The sequence below is a fragment of the endosymbiont of unidentified scaly snail isolate Monju genome, from assembly GCF_000801295.1.
GTDB lineage: Bacteria > Pseudomonadota > Gammaproteobacteria > Chromatiales > Chromatiaceae > MONJU.
Genome location: NZ_AP012978.1, coordinates 1,717,247 through 1,734,204 on the forward strand (window position 1 = coordinate 1,717,247; position 16,958 = coordinate 1,734,204).

Below are 16,958 nucleotides of genomic sequence, written 5' to 3' on the forward strand. Positions count from 1 at the left end.
GCTCCGGCCTCCCGGCATACGGCGTGTGCCGGTCCCGCTCATCCTTCCGCCGGCTCGCCCAGCAACGCCAGCAACCGCGCCTCGTCGATCACACTCACGCCGAGAGATTGCGCCTTGTCGAGCTTGCTGCCGGGGTCTTCGCCGGCGACGACATAGTCGGTCTTTTTCGACACGCTGCCGGAGACCTTCGCACCCAGCGCCAGCAGGCGTTGCTTGTAGTGGTCTCGGGGACGACCCAGCTTGCCGGTGAGCACGAAGGTGAGTCCGGCCAGCGGCTGTTCGGCAGCGCGTTCGCCGGCGGGGTCGGGCCAGTGCACCCCCGCTTCGAGCAGGGCGTCGATGACCTCGTTGTTGTGTGGCTGGCGGAAGAAGGTGACGATCTTCTCGGCCAGCACCTCGCCCACCCCCTCGATGCGTACCGAAGGCGTGTTGGCCAGTGCCTCGGGCCCGGCATCGAGCAGCTCGCCCAGCGTCGGGAAACGCTCGGCGAGCAGTGCCAGATGCACCGGCCGGCACCACTTCAAGCCCTGTGGCGGCGGCGCCCGGGCGGTCGGGGTATCCGGCGCCAGCCCGGCAGCTTCCAGGGCCGCATGCAGGGCCCTGGCCTGGCTGGGGCGGATCTCGACCAGGTCGCTCAGGGTCAGCGAGCGGATCGCCTCCAGCGATCCCAATGTCTGCGCCAGCACCCCGGCCATGGTCTCGCCGATGCCGAGGATACCCAGGGCGAACAGGAAACGGCCCAGGGTGGTCTCCCGGGAACGCGCAAGCGCGGCCAGCAGGTTGTCGGCCGACTTCTCGCCCATGCGCTCCAGGCCGATCAGTTGTTCACGGGTGAGCTGGTAGAGATCGGCCGGGGTCTCGACCAGGCCGCGATCCACCAGTTGTTCGACCAGCTTGTCGCCCAGGCCCTCGATGTCCATGGCCTTGCGCGAGGCGAAGTGCTTGATCGCCTCCTTGCGCTGCGCCGGGCAGAACAGGCCGCCGGAACAACGCGCAATGGCCTCGCCCTCGGGACGGATCGCCGCCGAGCCGCAGACCGGGCACTGCGCGGGCAGCACCACGCGGCGAGCACCGGCAGGCCGGCGTTCGGGCAGACTGCGCACCACCTCGGGGATGACATCGCCGGCGCGACGCACGATGACAGTGTCACCAACCCAGATGTCCTTGCATTCGACCTCGTCCATGTTGTGCAGGGTGGCGTTGCTCACCGTGACCCCGCCGACGAATACCGGCTTGAGTCGCGCGACCGGCGTGAGCGCGCCGGTGCGCCCGACCTGGAAGTCCACGTCCTCGACCACGGTGAGCGCCTCCTCGGCAGGAAACTTGCGCGCGATGGCCCAGCGCGGCGCACGCGCCACGAAACCCAGCGCCTGCTGCCAGTCGAGGCGGTCGACCTTGTAGACCACGCCGTCGATGTCGTAGTCCAGTTCGGGCCGCCGCTCGAGCATGCGCCGATAGTAGGCATGGCAGGCATCGATGCCCGCACATGATTCGAGCTCGCGCGGGATGGGCAGCCCCCAGTCGCGCAGCAGGGCCATATTGCCGCTGTGGGTCTCGCGCATGGGATGACCGACCACCTCGCCGACTCCGTAGGCAAAGAAGGTCAGCGGCCGCTCGGCAGTGACCCGGGAACCGAGCTGGCGCAGGCTGCCGGCAGCCGCATTACGCGGGTTGGCGAAGGGCTTCTCGCCACGCTCGAGCTGACGCCGGTTGAGCGCCTCGAAACCGCTCTTGGGCATCACGATCTCGCCGCGCACCTCGAGCACCTCGGGCCAGCCTTCGCCGATCAGGCGCAGTGGCACGGCGCGGATGGTGCGCACGTTCTGGGTCACGTCCTCGCCGACGTGGCCGTCGCCACGGGTCGCGCCCTGCACCAGCACGCCCCGCTCGTAGCGCAGGCTGATCGCCAGGCCATCGAACTTGGGTTCGGCCGAGTAATCGACGCGCTGCATCCCCAGGCGCTCGCGCACCCGGCGGTCGAAGTCGTCGAGCTCCTGGTCGCTGAACGCGTTGTCCAGCGACAGCATGGGTACCGCGTGGCGCACCTCGGCGAAGGCCGACAGGGGCTTCGCGCCCACCCGCTGAGTCGGCGAATCGGGAGTGACCAGTTCCGGGTGTTCGGCCTCCAGCGCCTGCAGCTCGCGCATCAGGCGGTCGTACTCGGCATCCGGGATCTCGGGATCGTCGAGCACGTAGTAACGGTAGTTGTGGTAGTCGATCTCGCGGCGCAGGGCCTCGATGCGCTGGCGGATGTCGTCGCTCAATGTCGGCTCCGGAGCAGCTGAATCTTGCGGCGGTGTTCCAGTATCCGGTCACGTGTGTGCTCGATGGCCTGGCGGGTGAGCGGGTTGCGCGCCTCGTCGCGCAGCTCGCCATCGAGCAGGGCCACCAGGCGCTCGGCGGTGAACAGCATGTCGCTGTAGATGGCCATGCCGTCCTGCACGCCGGGCAACTGGGTGAACAGCACCAGGCCGGGGGTGGAGAAATCCGGGTCCGCCTTCTTCGGGAAGGTGCCGGGCTCGAGCACATTGGCCAGGCTGAACAGCACCTGACCGCGGTCGTTCTCGCGGTGGAAGATGTTCATGGCGCCGTAGCGCATGTCGGTCGATTTCGCGGCCTGGCGCACCTGTTCGAGGGTGAAAGGCTCGCCCTTGCTCATCACCACGATCTGCAGGATCAGGCGCGGCACCTCGTCGAGCAGCGCGGGGTCGATGTGCAGGTAATCGCTCTCCGCCTCGGCATTGAACGCCAGGTCCATCGAGAGCTGGGTCTCGTTGTCGGGATCGGTGTCCTCCCAACGCTCGCGCACCACCGGCTCGCCGAGCGAGGGCTCCACCGCAGTCCGTCGCTGGCGCCGGCGTGCCTGCCGTGGCCGCCACTGGCGTCGCTGGTAGCGATCCCAGAGGTAGATGCCCACCACCAGCAGCACGCCCATGCCGAGCAGGATCAGGCGCAGCGTCGTCGCGTCCATGGCGTCCCCGTCACACCGCCGCCAGCGAGGCAGCCTCTTCCACGTCCACCGAGACCAGTCGGGAGACTCCCGGTTCGTGCATGGTCACGCCCATCAGCTGGTTGGCAATCTCCATGGTCACCTTGTTGTGGGTGATGAAGATGAATTGCACGTGCTCGGACATCTCCTTGACCAGTTGCGAATAACGACCCACGTTGGCGTCATCCAGCGGCGCATCCACCTCGTCGAGCATGCAGAAGGGGGCCGGATTGAGGCGGAAGATGGAGAACACCAGCGCCACCGCGGTCAGCGCCTTCTCGCCGCCAGACAGCAGGTGAATGGAGGAATTGCGCTTGCCCGGCGGGCGCGCCATCACCGTCACCCCGGTATCCAGCAGATCGTCCCCGGTCAGCTCCAGGTAGGCATGGCCGCCACCGAACAGCTTGGGGAACAGCTCCTTGAAGCCGGTATCGACCTTGTCGAAGGTCTCCTTGAAACGGGTTCGGGTCTCGCGATCGATCTTGCGGATGGCCTCTTCGAGCGTCTCCAGCGACTTGGTCACGTCCTCATGCTGGCGGTCCAGGTATTCCATGCGCTCGCTCTGCTCACGGAATTCGTCGATGGCCGCCAGGTTGATCGGCCCCAGACGCTGGATGCGCGTGGTCAGTTGCTCGGCACGCGCCTGCCAGGCCTGCACACTGGCGCCTTCGGGCATCTCCTCGAGCAACGCCGCGAGTTCGAATCCAGTCTCGCCCAGCTGCTCGCGCAGGGTACCGGCACGCACCACGATCTCCTGGCGGGCCATGCGTGCCTGATCGAGGGCGATACGCGTCTCCTGCACCTGCTGCTCCACGCCGTGACGCGATTGTTCCAGCTCGCGCAGCCGATGATCGATGCCTTCCAGGGCCTTGCGCGCCTCGGCCAGCCGGGCCTCCACGGCGACGCGCTCCTGCAACTGGGTCTCGAGCTGGATCTGCTGCTCGCCCATCGGCGCCTTGCTCTGCTCCAGCGCCTCGCGCAGCTCGGCCACCCGCTGCTCGAGCTGCGCGACCTGCGAATGCACCCGGTCGATGCCGGACCTCAGCGAGTCCTCGGTGCTGCGGATGGACTCGATGCGCAAGGCCAGTTCGTGCACCTCGGCATGCCGTGCGTTCGCGGCCTGGCGTGCCTCTTCGAGGCGCTGGCGCAGGCGTTCGCGTTCGGCCTGCAGCGATTCGCGCCGACGGTCCAGTTCGTCCACCCGCGCCAGTGCCGCGTGCAGGCGCTCGCGCGCCGCCTCGATCTGTTCCGCACCTTCTTGCAACTGCTGCTGCAGCTCGGCGGCTTCCTCTTCCAGACCGCCCAGGCGCTGGCGAATCTGCTCGGCACGCGCCTGCTTGCCCGAGAGCAGGGCCTTGATGTCGGCCAGGGCGCGCGCGCCGGCATCCTGCCGCGCCTGTGCCTCCTCGCGCGCCCGCTCCGCCTGGCGCAGGCGCTCGCGCGCCTCGGCCAGCAGGCGCTCCAGCTCCTCGATGCGCGGCGCCAGCTCCTGTTCGCGTTCACTGAGCTCGCGGATCTCGCGCTCGCGCGCCAGCACGCCCCGCTCGGCCTCGTTGCCCCGCGCCGCGGCCAGCCAGCCATTGCCCACCAGCACGCCTTCGGGGGTGATCAAGGACTCGCTCTCGCCCAGCTCGTCGCGACGCGTCAGGGCCTGCTCCAGATCGTCGGCCAGGTAGATCCCATTGAGGATGCCGATCAGCCCCGCCGGACCGCGCACCACCGAGGCGAGCGTCCCCGGCCGTGCAGCGGCCTGGCCTTCGCGGGTCTCGAACAGTCGTGCGCCGGCAGCCAGCAGGGCCTCGACATCGCCGGCATGAGACGCCAGGTCATCCACCAGCACGGCCTGCAAGTGCTGCCCCAGGGCCACCTCCACCGCCTGCTGCCAGCGGCCCTCGACCTCGATGCCCTCGAGCAGGCGGCGCGCGCCTTCCAGCCCCTGCCGTGAGAGCCAGTCGTTGAGCGCCTCATCGTCCTCGCCGCGTGCCGCCTGTTGCAGCGCCTGCAGGGAGGCCAGCCGCCCCTGGAGCGACTGCAACTCCGAACGCAGGCGGTCGAGCGTGTCCTGGCGCTGCTGGATCTCACCACGCGCCTGCTCGATGTCCTCGCGCGCCTGCTCGGTCTGTTCGCGCGCCTCGGCCAGTGCCGCCTCGGCCTCTTCCTCGCGACGCAACAGCTCGCGAATCTCGGCCTCCAGCTCGATATCGGACAGGCGGCGCTGCTCTTCCTGGTTGCGCTCGATGCGCCGCCGCAACTGCTGTTCCTGCTGCTCGAAGTGATTGATGCGGGTGCGCTCGACCTGCGCCTGCTGCGCCGGCTCGTTGACCTGTTCGTTGAAGCGGTCCCACTCGGCCTGCCAGGCCGCCATCGCCTCCTCGGCGGCCGCCAGCTGCTCGCGCGCGGCCTCCTCGGCCATGCGCGCCTCCTCCAGGCGCGGGCGGTCGCGCTCCAGTTCCTCGGCGAGCTGTTGCAGGCGGCTCTGGTCCTGCTGTCCCAGTTCACGCGCCTCGGCCAGCGCGCGCTCGGCCTGTTGCAGATCGAGCTCCTGCTGGCGACGCGCCTCGCGAGCATACTGGATGGCCTCCTCCAGGCGCGCGATCTCCGAGCCGATGGCATAGAAACGGCCCTGCACCTCGTTGAAGTGCTCGTTGGCCCCGCCATGCGCCTCGCGCTGCTGCTCGATCTCGGCCTCGACCTCGCGCTGGCGCGCGATCGCTGCCTCCAGTGCGGTCTCCAGCTCGTTGATGCGGCGGTCACGTTGCGCCACGTCGTCTTGCATCGACGACAGGCGCAAGGCCAGCAACTCGGCGCGCACCCGACGCTCTTCGTCCTTGAGGGTCTTGTACTTCTCGGCAGTGGCTGCCTGGCGCTCGAGGTGACACAACTGCTTCTGCACCTCTTCGCGCACATCGTCCAGGCGTTCCAGGTTCTCGCGGGTATGGCGAATGCGGTTCTCGGTCTCGCGCCGGCGTTCCTTGTACTTGGAGATACCCGCCGCCTCCTCGAGATAGACCCGCAACTCTTCGGGCCGGGCCTCGATGATGCGCGAGATCATGCCCTGCTCGATGATGGAATAGCTTCGCGGCCCCAGGCCGGTGCCCAGGAACAGGTCGGTGATGTCACGCCGGCGACAGCGCACACCGTTCAGGAAGTATTGCGACTGGCCGTCGCGCGAGACCTGGCGCTTGACCGAGATCTGCGCATACTGGGCGTACTGACCACCAGCGCTGCCATCGCTGTTGTCGAAGATCAGCTCGATGCTCGCCATGCCCACCGGCTTGCGCGTGGACGAGCCGTTGAAGATGACATCCGCCATCGACTCGCCACGCAGCATCTTCGCCGAACTCTCGCCCATCACCCAGCGAACGGCGTCGATCACGTTGGATTTTCCACAGCCGTTGGGACCCACGATGCCCACCAGGTTGCTCGGGAAATGCACCGTGGTGGGATCGACGAAGGACTTGAATCCCGCGAGTTTTATCTTTTCCAGTCGCATGGGCCGCAAAGATACAGAAGCACCAGCAGTGGCACAAGCGGCGCCCCGGCGCGCCCGGACCTGACCGAAAGGTCGTAAGCAATTGAATTAAAGTCAATTTTTTAAATACCCCGACACCCGCCCCGGCCTGGAGAAGCGCCACTCACCCGCAGGGCGGGGAAGACCATACAACGCTGCCCTTGGCCCGCATGCCCCCCAGGCGCCTATAATGCGCGGTTTCCGTATCCGTCACCGGTGGCCACCATGCCCTCATCGCCCAGCAAGGATCTCGAAACCTTCGACAACCCGCAGCCCGAACGCGACTACACCATCCGCATCCGGGTACCGGAATTCACCTGCCTGTGCCCCAAAACCGGGCAACCGGACTTTGCCGAACTGCACATCGAGTACGTCCCCGACCGGCTGTGCGTGGAACTCAAATCGCTCAAGCTCTACGTCTGGTCATTCCGCGACGAGGGCGCCTTCCACGAGGCGGTGACCAACCGCATCCTCGACGATCTGGTGGCCGCGACCCGGCCGCGCTTCATGCGCCTGACCGCCGACTTCAACGTGCGCGGCGGCATCTACACCACGGTGGTGGCCGAGTATCGCGACCCGGCCTGGGCCGCCCCGGAGCCGGTGCGCCTGCCCTGAGGCGGTGACCCCCCTGTTCCTCGGCATCGACCTGGGCACCTCCGGGGTACGCGCCTGCGTGATCGATGCCGCCGGCACGGTGCACGCACAGTCCGCCGTCCCCCTGCCGCCGTCCACCCACCCCTGCACAGGCTGTTCCGAACAACGCCCGGACGACTGGTGGCAGGCGGTGCTGGAGGTGGTGGACGCCCTCCCCGCCGACTGCCGCCGCGCGCTGGCGGGCATCGCCGTGGACGGCACCTCCGGCACCCTGCTGCTGGTCGATCGGGACGGCGAACCGCTGGGGCCGGCCTGGATGTATGACGACCGCCGCGCCCGTGCGCAAGCCGAGCGGCTGGCAGCAATCGCCCCGCCACAGGCGGCAGTGCACAACCCCAGCTCGGCCCTGGCCAAGCTGCTGCTCCGACTCGAAGACGGTGCCGGGCAGGCCGCCCATGCGCTGCACCAGGCCGACTGGATCGCTCACCGCCTGGGCGCCCCCCTCGGCCTGAGCGACGAAAACAACAGCCTCAAGCTCGGTTACGACCCGGTGACACGGCGCTGGCCGGACTGGCTGACACAAACCGGCGTGCCGGCACGCCTGCTGCCCCGGGTGGTCCCGGTGGGTCAGGCCATCGGCGACCTCACCCCGGCACTGCGCGATCGCTGGGGCTGCGAACGGCCGGTGCGCCTGCTCGCCGGCACCACCGACAGCAATGCCGCCACCCTGGCCACCGGCATCCGCGACATCGGCGAGGCCAGTACCGCGCTGGGCTCCACCCTGGTTCTCAAGGTGCTCTCCACGCGACCGGTATTCGCCCCGGAATACGGCGTCTACAGCCACCGCCTGGGCGATCGCTGGCTGGTCGGCGGCGCCTCCAACAGTGGCGGCGCGGTGCTGCGGCAGTTCTTCGACGAGGACACCCTGTCCACTCTGAGTGAACGCATCGACCCGCAGACCGACAGCGGCCTGGACTACTATCCCCTGCCGGCGCCGGGCGAGCGCTTTCCTGTCAACGACCCGGCAAGGCTGCCGCGCATCGCCCCTCGTCCCGCCGACGACGTGCGCTTTCTGCACGGCCTGCTCGAAGGCATCGCGCGCATCGAGCGCGAAGGCTACCGCCGCCTGCATGAACTGGGCGCGCCCTGGCCGAGCCGGGTACTCACCAGTGGCGGCGGGGCGGTCAACGCGACCTGGCGCGCCATCCGCGAGCGTCTGCTGGGCGTACCGGTGGTGACAGCGGACTGCACCGAGGCCGCCTGCGGCACTGCGCGCCTCGCCGCCGGTCTGCTAGGATCGGGCGCCTGAGTCTCACAGCCAAGGAAATACCCCATGCGTGTATTGATCACCGGCAGCGCCGGTTTCATCGGCAACCAACTCGCCCTGCGCCTGCTCGAGCGCGGTGACGAGGTCATCGGCGTGGATGCCCTGGACGACTACTACGACGTCTCGCTCAAGGAGGCGCGCCTGCGCCGCACCCTGGCCTATCCCGGCTTCACCGACGTGCGCGCACGCATCGAGGACCGCGAAGCCATGGCCGAGACCTTCGCGAAGTATCGCCCCGACCGGGTGGTCAACCTCGCCGCCCAGGCCGGGGTGCGCTATTCCATCGAGAACCCGGCGGCCTACATCGACAGCAACCTGGTCGGCTTCGGCAACATCCTCGAAGGTTGCCGCCAGTGCGAAGTGGAACACCTGGTGTATGCCTCATCCAGCTCGGTATACGGCTCGAACACGCGCATGCCCTTCTCGGTACACGACAACGTCAACCACCCGGTCAGCCTGTATGCGGCGAGCAAGAAGGCCAACGAACTGATGGCCCATACCTACAGCCATCTGTATGGCATCCCCACCACCGGCCTGCGCTTCTTCACCGTCTATGGCCCCTGGGGGCGGCCCGACATGGCGCTGTTCCTGTTCACGCGCAAGATCCTCGCCGGCGAACCCATCCCGGTGTTCAACTACGGCAAGCACCGGCGTGATTTCACCTATATCGACGACATCGTCGAGGGCGTCATCCGCGTGCTCGACCGCCCGGCTCCGCCCAACCCCGACTGGGATTCCGACCACCCCGACAACGCCAGCAGCCGCGCCCCCTGGCGGCTGTACAACATCGGCAACAACCGGCCAGTGGAGTTGATGCACTACATCCAGACACTGGAGAAATGCCTGGGCCGCGAGGCCGAAAAGGAACTGCTGCCGCTGCAACCCGGCGACGTGCCCGACACCTATGCCGACGTGGACGATCTGGTACGCGAATTCGGCTACAAGCCCGACACCAGCGTGGAGGAAGGCGTGGCGCGCTTTGTCGAGTGGTACAGGGATTACTATCAGGTCTGACAGGAAGGAAATCCCCCTGGCGAGAGAAGCACTTGCCGGGGGTCCCCACAGGCCATCGAAAGATTCGATCTTTCAACGACCGACCCGACTCAACCATCGGACTCCATGCATCCGGCTCTTTCCCGACGGCCGGGTGTTGTTGGATCACGACGCCCGGCGGCATGCCTCCGCCTTGCGCAGGCATTAAAGTAGTGGCTGCTTACGGCCTGTCCTGTGAAACCGTCCTCGGTACTCCAGACCGGCCATCACTCACCCACACATCCAACAAAGTCAAGGAAAGAAGAATGGCCGATTACCTCGCCGATGTTAAACGCTACGATGCCAACGCCGATGCCGCCGTGGTGGACAAGATCGTCAAGCACCTGGGTATTGCCCTGCGCAGCAGCCGCGACGCCGCACTGGTCTCATGCTCCGACAAGTCCGAGCTGGACCGTGTGCGCGAAAAGTGGGCCATGAAAAAGCTGGGCGTCGATGCCGACACCGCCGACAAGGTCATTGGCGAGGTGTGCGAGCAGATGAAGGGCGACCGGCAGAAAGAGCGCGTCACCTTCTACTACCTGGTCGCACAGAAACTGGACAAGCTCAGCGACCTCTGAAGACTCGCCGCCCCGTTTCGGGTAATGGAAGTGTCCCGAACGGCCGGCGGCGATATCTCCAGCCGGGAGAAATACGGTGAACGAAAAGGAATTCGACGAACTGAAGACGCGCATCGCCGATGCGGCTGCACGCCACGATATCGAATGGGAGTGCGAGCACTGCAAGATCGATAGCGAATGGTGGTACGACATCAATGATGTCGATGAATACGGGCGCCAGTGGGTCGATGACGCGGTCGCCTATCTGCTCGTACGCCGTCTGATCGTCGAACGCAACGGCCTGGTCATGTTCGTCGATTCACCCAAGGTCGTTCCACCCGATTTCAATCCCGACCACGAACCCGACTCCTCCCTGGTCAACCCCTGAGATCGATCGCCGACCGACAGGGACCAGGCGCTCCGGCGCCTGCCAGGGGCGGTCCCTTGTCCTCAGTGAAAATCCCGGGAACATACCGGCAGTTCGCCGAGCAGATCGCTGTGATCTTCCAGCACCCGACCGACCAGGTGCTGCACCCCCTCGGCGCGCTGGACCTCCACTTCCGCGCCCAGCAGCCCCGCTGCCCAGCACGATACGCCGCTCACGCTCGGCCAGGTCGGCCCAGATCAGCAGGTTCTGGGTACCGGTCTCGTCCTCGAGGGTGATATACACCGCCCGCCCCTTGCCGGGCCGCTGACGGATCAGCACCAGCCCGGCGGTGCGCGCGCAGACTCAGCCCCAGGGCGTGGTAATCGGCCAGCACCGAGCATCCCCGACTCGGTGGATCCAGCGCCGGACGCACCCGGTCCTGCCCGGGATGCGGAAACAACGGCAGCTGCGGTTCCACGCCAGCCACCGTCCAGGCCGCTGCGTGGCGATGCCCGGCCAGCCCGTGCAGGGCATCGGCCGCGGCCAGTGCCTTCAGCTCGCGCCGGGACAGGCCGGCACGACGCGCCAGATCGTCCACATCCTGGAAATCGCCCTGGGCGCGCACCGCCACCAGGCGTTCGCCCGCCGCGCGTGACAACCCCTTGATCATCCGCAGTCCCAGGCGCAGTACCGGACGTGCAGGTTCATCGTCCGCAGGCTCCAGGGTGCAGTCCCAGTCGCTGGAGCGCACATCCGCCGGGCGGACCTCCACTCCGTGTTCGCGGGCGTCGCGCACCAGTTGCGCCGGCGCGTAGAAGCCCATCGGCTGGCTGTTGAGCAGGGCCGCGCAGAAGGCCGCCGGGTGATGGCACTTGAGCCAGGCCGAGGCATAGGCCAGCAGGGCGAAGCTGGCAGCATGTGACTCGGGGAAGCCGTATTCGCCAAAGCCCAGGATCTGACGGTAGATACGTTCGGCGAAGTCGCGCGCATAGCCGCGCTCGGCCATGCCGCGCAACAGACGCTCGCGCCAGGGCGCCAGCCCACCGCGCCGCCGCCAGGCCGCCATCGCCCGGCGCAGGCCATCGGCCTCGCCGGCGCTGAACCCCGCTGCGACCATCGCCAGGCGGATCACCTGCTCCTGAAAGATGGGCACCCCCAGGGTACGTTCGAGTACCTCACGCACCGCCTCCGAGGGATATTCCACCGGCTCCACCCCCTGCCGCCGGCGCAGGTAGGGATGCACCATGTCGCCCTGGATAGGGCCAGGGCGCACGATAGCCACCTCGATGACCAGATCATAGAAAGTGCGCGGCTTCAGGCGCGCCAGCATGGCCATCTGCGCGCGCGACTCGATCTGGAAGACACCGATGGTATCCGCACGGCGAATCATGGCGTAAGTGGCCGGATCCTCGGGCGGGATGTCGGCCAGCGTCGAGTGCCTCTTCCCGCCTGCCCCCTCCCGGCCTCCAGCCCCAGGGCACGTCCCACGTCACGGATGGCGCTGCGCACCCGCCAGGTGATGACCGTCGCCGCCAGTGCCGCGCGCTCGCGACCATAACGCCGGTAGATATACTGGACGACCTCTTCACGACGCTCGTGCTCGAAGTCCACGTCGATGTCCGGCGGCTCATCCCGCTCGCGCGAGACGAAACGCTCGAACAGCAGGTTCATGCGCGACGGATCGACCTCGGTGATGCCCAGGCAGTAGCAGACCGCCGAGTTCGCCGCCGAGCCCCGTCCCTGGCAGAGAATGCCGCGGCCGCGCGCGAAGCGCACGATGTCCCACACAGTGAGGAAATAGGCCTCGTAGCGCAGCTCGGCGATCAATGCCAGCTCGTGCTCGATCTGCGCGCGCACCGAGTCCGGGCAACCGTCCGGCCAGCGGACCTGCATGCCCTGCTCCACCTGCTCGCGCAGGAAGTCGTGGGGATCACGGCCGGCCGGTACCACGTCGTCGGGGTAGTCGTAGCGCAGCTCGTCGAGCGAGAAGGTGCACAGCGCCGCGATGCGCAGGGTCTCGGCCAGCAGCGCGGCCGGGTAGCATGTACGCAGCGCCTCGAGTGGCCGCAGGTGGCGCTCGCCATTGACCAGCGCTGCCTCGCCCAGCGTCTCCAGCGTGCATCCCAGGCGGATGGCGCTCAGGGTATCGGCCAGGGCGCGCCGCCCGCGCACGTGCATCAGCACATCGCCCACCGCGACGAGCGGCAGGCCGTGCCGGCTCGCGGCATCCTGGGCCTGTTCGAGCCGCTGCGCATCGTCTCCCTCATTCAACAGGGCCAGCGCCAGCCAGCCACGCCCGGCAAAGCATTCGGCAAACCAGGCAAACGCATCTTCCGGCGCATCGGCTGCCAGCAGGGCCAAGCAGACGTCCAGCTCCGCACAATCACCTCGTGACAGCCGGTAGTCGCCCTTTGTCGCCTGCCTGCGCGCACGGGTGATCAGGCGACACAACTGCCCGTAACCCCGGCGGTTGCGCGCCAGCAGCGTCAGGTCATCGCCCTCGGCCAGACGAAAACGCGCGCCCACGAGCAACCGCAGACCCGCCGCCTTCACCGCCCGGTGCGCCTGCACCACCCCGGCTACCGAGCACTCGTCGGTGAGCGCCAGCGCGGCATAGCCCAGCGCCGCTGCACGCTCGACCAGTTCGCCCGGATGCGAGGCCCCCTGCAGAAAGCTGTAATTGCTGCGGCACTGGAGTTCGGCGTACATGGCCCGGCGACCGAAAACAGGGGAACACGGACCGGATGGTCCGATGGGGAACAAATATAGAACACTTGCGAATTGCCGGGCAAGCCGCGCCGTTCAGTGCGCAGCGGGCACGATCCGTTTCGGGCGCCGCCAGAAACGCCGACGCATCGCCGGGCGCCAGTGCCAGGTCTGGCCGGAGGCATCGTACAGGGTCAGCGACTCGCCGAGCAGCGGGGCGAGCCGTTCGTCGAATCGCTGCAGGGCCTGACACCAGGCCGCGAAATCACCGTCGAGTACGGCGAGGCCGGGAGACAGCTCGAGCAGCAGCCGATCGGGACCGGTCGCCCGGGCGCTGCGCAGAAGCCCGGTGAACAGGGCATGGGTTTCCCCCTCCCAGCCTCCCCCGTAAACGGGGGAGGAGCCATCCTCCTCCCGGCCTCCCCCGCTTGCGGAGGAGGGGTTGAGGGGGTTGCCGCTGACGGTGGAGGCGCCTTCCCCCTCCCCGCTCGCGGGGAGGGTCGGGGTGGGGCCTTCCGACTGCCCCCTCCCGGCCTCCCCCGCATGCGGAGGAGGGGCTGTCGAGGTGGTTGCCGCATGCATGCCGCCGATCCACCCGCCAGGCACCGGCGGCAGCCGCCCTGCCCCGCTGAACCACAGGCCGTTGACCGGCCACAGACCGCGGGCCTCGCGTTCGGCATTGACCGGCAGGCCGTGGAACAGCATCTGCACCTCGTTGAGCAGGGCACGCCAATAGCGGGCCTGCTCGCCTTCCGGCAGGAAGTGGTCGATGTTGCGGCCGAGGATGTCGGCCAGCGGATGAAAACGTGCACGAGGCTCCTGTTCGACGGCGAGATACCAGCGGTCCGGATGGGGCGCGAGCAGTTCCAGCCCATCCTCGACGAAGTGCCGGTTGAAGGCCTCGACGAAGGCAGCGGTCTCTTCGGCTGACAGCGAGTGGTCGTGGAAGTCGAGGGCCAGCAGCCGGTCCTGGTCGGGCACCAGGTGCACGGGATGGGCATGCAGCAGCACACGCGACGCCTCCACCCCCCCGGCGTCGGCCGCATGGCACAGGGCGGCGGTCGCTGCGGGATCGGCATCGACGCCGAACAGGGCGAAGGCCACCTCGGCAATGCTCCCGCCGCCCGGCCCGCGCTCGCCGCGCGCCAGCAGGGTCTCGAGCGCAGGCAGGCGTGGGGCCTCCCCCGCCTCGGCGAAGCGGGGGAAGGGCCCCAGCAGACCGGGAACGAGCAGGTGGATCAACTCAGGGTTTCGACCCGGATGCGGGTGACCGGCCCGGTGATGGCGTCGAGCGCCTCGATGCGCGCAATGGCGTCGTTCATCTGCGCCTCGCGCACACGGCGGGTGAGCATCACCACCGGCACCTCGGTCTCACCCTCGGCAGGCTCCTTCTGGTGCATGGCCTCGATGCTGATACCGGCATCGCCGAGGATGCCGGCCACCGCCGCAACCACGCCGGGGCGGTCCTGCGCGGTCATGCGCAGGTAATAGGCGGTCTCGATCTGCTCGATGGGCAACACCGGCAGGTCGGACAGCTCGTCGGGCTGGAAGGCCAGGTGCGGCACCCGGTTCTCCGGGTCGGTGGTCAGCGTGCGGGTGACGTCGATGATGTCGGCCACCACCGCCGAGGCGGTAGGCAGCGAGCCCGCGCCCGCACCGTAATACAGGGTCGGCCCCACGGCGTCGCCCTTGACCAGCACCGCGTTCATCACGCCGTCGACGTTGGCGATCAGCCGCCGCTCGGGGATCAGGGTGGGATGCACCCGCAGCTCCACGCCCTCGGCGGTCTTGCGGGCCACCCCCAGGTGCTTGATGCGATAGCCCAGTTCCTCGGCCCAGGTCACGTCCTGCGGCTCGATGCGCGAGATGCCCTCGGTGAAGCAGCGGTCGAACTGCAGCGGGATACCAAAGGCCAGCGAGGCGAGGATGGTGAGCTTGTGCGCCGCGTCAATGCCTTCGACATCGAAGGTGGGATCGGCCTCGGCATAGCCCAGGGCCTGCGCCTCGGCGAGCACGTCGGCGAAGTCGCGGCCCTTGTCGCGCATCTCGGTGAGAATGAAGTTGCCGGTGCCGTTGATGATGCCGGCGATCCACTCGATGTGGTTGGCCGCCAGCCCCTCGCGCAGCGCCTTGATGATGGGGATACCGCCGGCCACCGCCGCCTCGAAGGCCACGGTCACGCCCTTCTCCTGGGCAGCGGCGAAGATCTCGTTGCCGTGCAGGGCGATCAGCGCCTTGTTGGCGGTGACCACGTGCTTGCCGTTGGCGATCGCCTCGAGCACCAGCTCGCGCGCCGGCGAGTAGCCACCGATCAGCTCGACCACGATATCCACCTCGGGCTCGCGCACCACCGAGAAGGCATCGTCGCTCACCTGCACACGATCCAGCCCTTCCAGCGCCGAGGGATCGTATTCCCGCGCCGCGGCATGGCTGACCACGATCTCGCGACCGGCGCGACGCGCGATCTCGGCAGCGTTGCGCACCAGCACGTTGAGGGTGCCGCCACCGACGGTCCCCAGTCCCAGCAGTCCCACCTTGACGGGTTTCACAGCCTTCTCTCTCCCGTTTGTTGCATTGTCAGCCGGCTTCGGCGAGCACGCCGTCGCGACGGAACATGTCGCGGATGCCACGCACCGCCTGCCGGGTGCGGTGTTCGTTCTCGATCAGCCCGAAGCGTACGTGGTCGTCGCCGAATTCACCGAAGCCGATGCCAGGCGAGACCGCCACCTTGGCATCGCGCAGCAGCTTCTTGGAGAACTCCAGCGAGCCCATCTCGCGGTACGGCTCGGGGATGGGCGCCCAGACGAACATGGTCGCCTTCGGCTTTTCGATGTGCCAGCCGATGTTGGCCAGGCCGTCGCAGAGCACGTCGCGCCGGCGCTGGTACATGCTGCGGATCTCCTCCACGCAGTCCTGCGGACCTTCGAGCGCGGTGATCGCCGCCACCTGGATGGGCGTGAACATGCCGTAGTCCAGGTAGGACTTGATGCGCGCCAGGGCAGCGACCAGGGTCTTGTTGCCGACCATGAAGCCGACCCGCCAGCCCGGCATGTTGTAGCTTTTCGACAGCGAGAAGAACTCTACCGCGATGTCCTCGGCACCCGGCACCTGGAGGATGGAGGGCGCCTGGTAACCGTCGAACACGATGTCGGCATAGGCCAGGTCCTGCACCACCCAGATGCCATGTTCCCTGGCGATGGCGATCACCCGCTCGAAGAAGGCCAGGTCCACGCACTCGGTGGTGGGATTGCCCGGGTAGTTGAGCACCAGCATCTTGGGCCGCGGCCAGGACTCGCGGATGGCGTTCTCCAGCGACTCGAAGAAATCATGCTCGGCACTCACCGGCACGTGGCGCACATCGGCCCCGGCGATGATGAAGCCGTAGGGATGGATGGGATAGGCCGGGTTGGGTACCAGCACCGAGTCGCCCGGTCCCATGCAGGCCAGCGCCAGGTGCGCCAGCCCTTCCTTGGAGCCGATGGTGACGATGGCCTGGGTTTCGGGGTCCAGGTCCACGTCGTAGCGCCGCTTGTACCAGTTGCAGATGGCGCGACGCAGGCGCGGTATGCCCTTGGACATCGAATAGCGATGCGTGTCGCGGCGCTGCGCGGCCTCGACCAGCTTGTCCACGATGTGCTGTGGTGTGGGCTGGTCGGGGTTGCCCATGCCGAAGTCGATGATATCCTCACCCCGCGCACGCGCCGCCGCCTTGAGCTCGTTCACGATGGCGAACACATAGGGCGGCAGGCGTTGGATACGATAGAATTCTTCCATTTCGCGGGACGGCACGGGAACCTCGCATGGCAGACGAAAAGCAAGCCCGTAACGCTACTGAGGGCCACCGGAATTGTCAATGAAACCCCTGCCCAACTCCC

General features: G+C 67.7%; 11 protein-coding genes and 1 pseudogene. 5 read left to right on the forward strand and 7 right to left on the reverse strand.

Features of this window, described 5'->3' with window-relative positions:
• Window positions 1–38: 38 nt before the first annotated feature.
• Genes ligA through smc form a run of 3 tightly spaced genes read right to left on the reverse strand, consistent with a single transcriptional unit; the run spans window position 39 to window position 6,482 of the window.
• Window positions 39–2,264 (reverse strand): NAD-dependent DNA ligase LigA, encoded by a 2,226-nt coding sequence (gene ligA / locus EBS_RS08285; protein ID WP_043108203.1) that lies wholly within the window; start codon window positions 2,262–2,264, stop codon window positions 39–41.
• The gene (locus tag EBS_RS08290; protein WP_043108204.1) at window positions 2,261–2,971 is read right to left on the reverse strand and encodes a cell division protein ZipA; all 711 of its coding nucleotides are present in this window, start codon (window positions 2,969–2,971) and stop codon (window positions 2,261–2,263) included. Before EBS_RS08290 ends, ligA begins: the two co-directional genes overlap by 4 nt.
• A 10-nt stretch (window positions 2,972–2,981) precedes the next feature.
• Window positions 2,982–6,482: a chromosome segregation protein SMC gene (smc, locus tag EBS_RS08295; RefSeq protein WP_043108205.1), complete on the reverse strand. Its 3,501-nt coding sequence runs from the start codon at window positions 6,480–6,482 to the stop codon at window positions 2,982–2,984.
• A gap of 243 nt (window positions 6,483–6,725) precedes the next feature.
• Here smc and queF point away from each other — a divergent pair, with 243 nt between their 5' ends.
• The 5 genes from queF (at window position 6,726) to EBS_RS08320 (ending at window position 10,398) form a co-directional block, all read left to right on the forward strand.
• The gene (gene queF, locus EBS_RS08300) at window positions 6,726–7,115 is read left to right on the forward strand and encodes a preQ(1) synthase (RefSeq protein ID WP_043109523.1); all 390 of its coding nucleotides are present in this window, start codon (window positions 6,726–6,728) and stop codon (window positions 7,113–7,115) included.
• A gap of 4 nt (window positions 7,116–7,119) precedes the next feature.
• Window positions 7,120–8,403 carry an FGGY-family carbohydrate kinase gene (locus tag EBS_RS08305; RefSeq protein ID WP_043108208.1) on the forward strand — a complete coding sequence of 428 codons (1,284 nt, stop codon included), beginning with the start codon at window positions 7,120–7,122 and terminating at the stop codon, window positions 8,401–8,403.
• A gap of 24 nt (window positions 8,404–8,427) precedes the next feature.
• Window positions 8,428–9,435 (forward strand): NAD-dependent epimerase, encoded by a 1,008-nt coding sequence (locus EBS_RS08310; protein ID WP_043108209.1) that lies wholly within the window; start codon window positions 8,428–8,430, stop codon window positions 9,433–9,435.
• A gap of 284 nt (window positions 9,436–9,719) precedes the next feature.
• Window positions 9,720–10,031 carry a DUF2853 family protein gene (locus EBS_RS08315; protein ID WP_043108211.1) on the forward strand — a complete coding sequence of 104 codons (312 nt, stop codon included), beginning with the start codon at window positions 9,720–9,722 and terminating at the stop codon, window positions 10,029–10,031.
• Between the two features lie 76 nt (window positions 10,032–10,107).
• Complete coding sequence (locus EBS_RS08320) at window positions 10,108–10,398, forward strand: hypothetical protein (protein ID WP_043108213.1); 291 nt, start codon at window positions 10,108–10,110, stop codon at window positions 10,396–10,398.
• Window positions 10,399–10,460: 62 nt separating this feature from the next.
• On the opposite strand, the pseudogene EBS_RS08325 reads toward EBS_RS08320, so the two are convergent.
• The 4 genes and pseudogenes from EBS_RS08325 to alaC all read right to left on the reverse strand — a co-directional run bounded on the left by EBS_RS08325 (window position 10,461) and on the right by alaC (window position 16,857).
• A pseudogene (locus EBS_RS08325) lies at window positions 10,461–13,086 on the reverse strand (helix-hairpin-helix domain-containing protein).
• Between the two features lie 93 nt (window positions 13,087–13,179).
• Complete coding sequence (locus EBS_RS13005) at window positions 13,180–14,325, reverse strand: hypothetical protein (protein ID WP_052199424.1); 1,146 nt, start codon at window positions 14,323–14,325, stop codon at window positions 13,180–13,182.
• The gene (locus EBS_RS08335) at window positions 14,322–15,632 is read right to left on the reverse strand and encodes a homoserine dehydrogenase (protein WP_043108215.1); all 1,311 of its coding nucleotides are present in this window, start codon (window positions 15,630–15,632) and stop codon (window positions 14,322–14,324) included. Before EBS_RS08335 ends, EBS_RS13005 begins: the two co-directional genes overlap by 4 nt.
• Before the next feature lie 28 nt (window positions 15,633–15,660).
• Window positions 15,661–16,857 carry an alanine transaminase gene (alaC, locus tag EBS_RS08340; RefSeq protein ID WP_043108216.1) on the reverse strand — a complete coding sequence of 399 codons (1,197 nt, stop codon included), beginning with the start codon at window positions 16,855–16,857 and terminating at the stop codon, window positions 15,661–15,663.
• Between the last annotated feature and the right edge of the window lie 101 nt (window positions 16,858–16,958).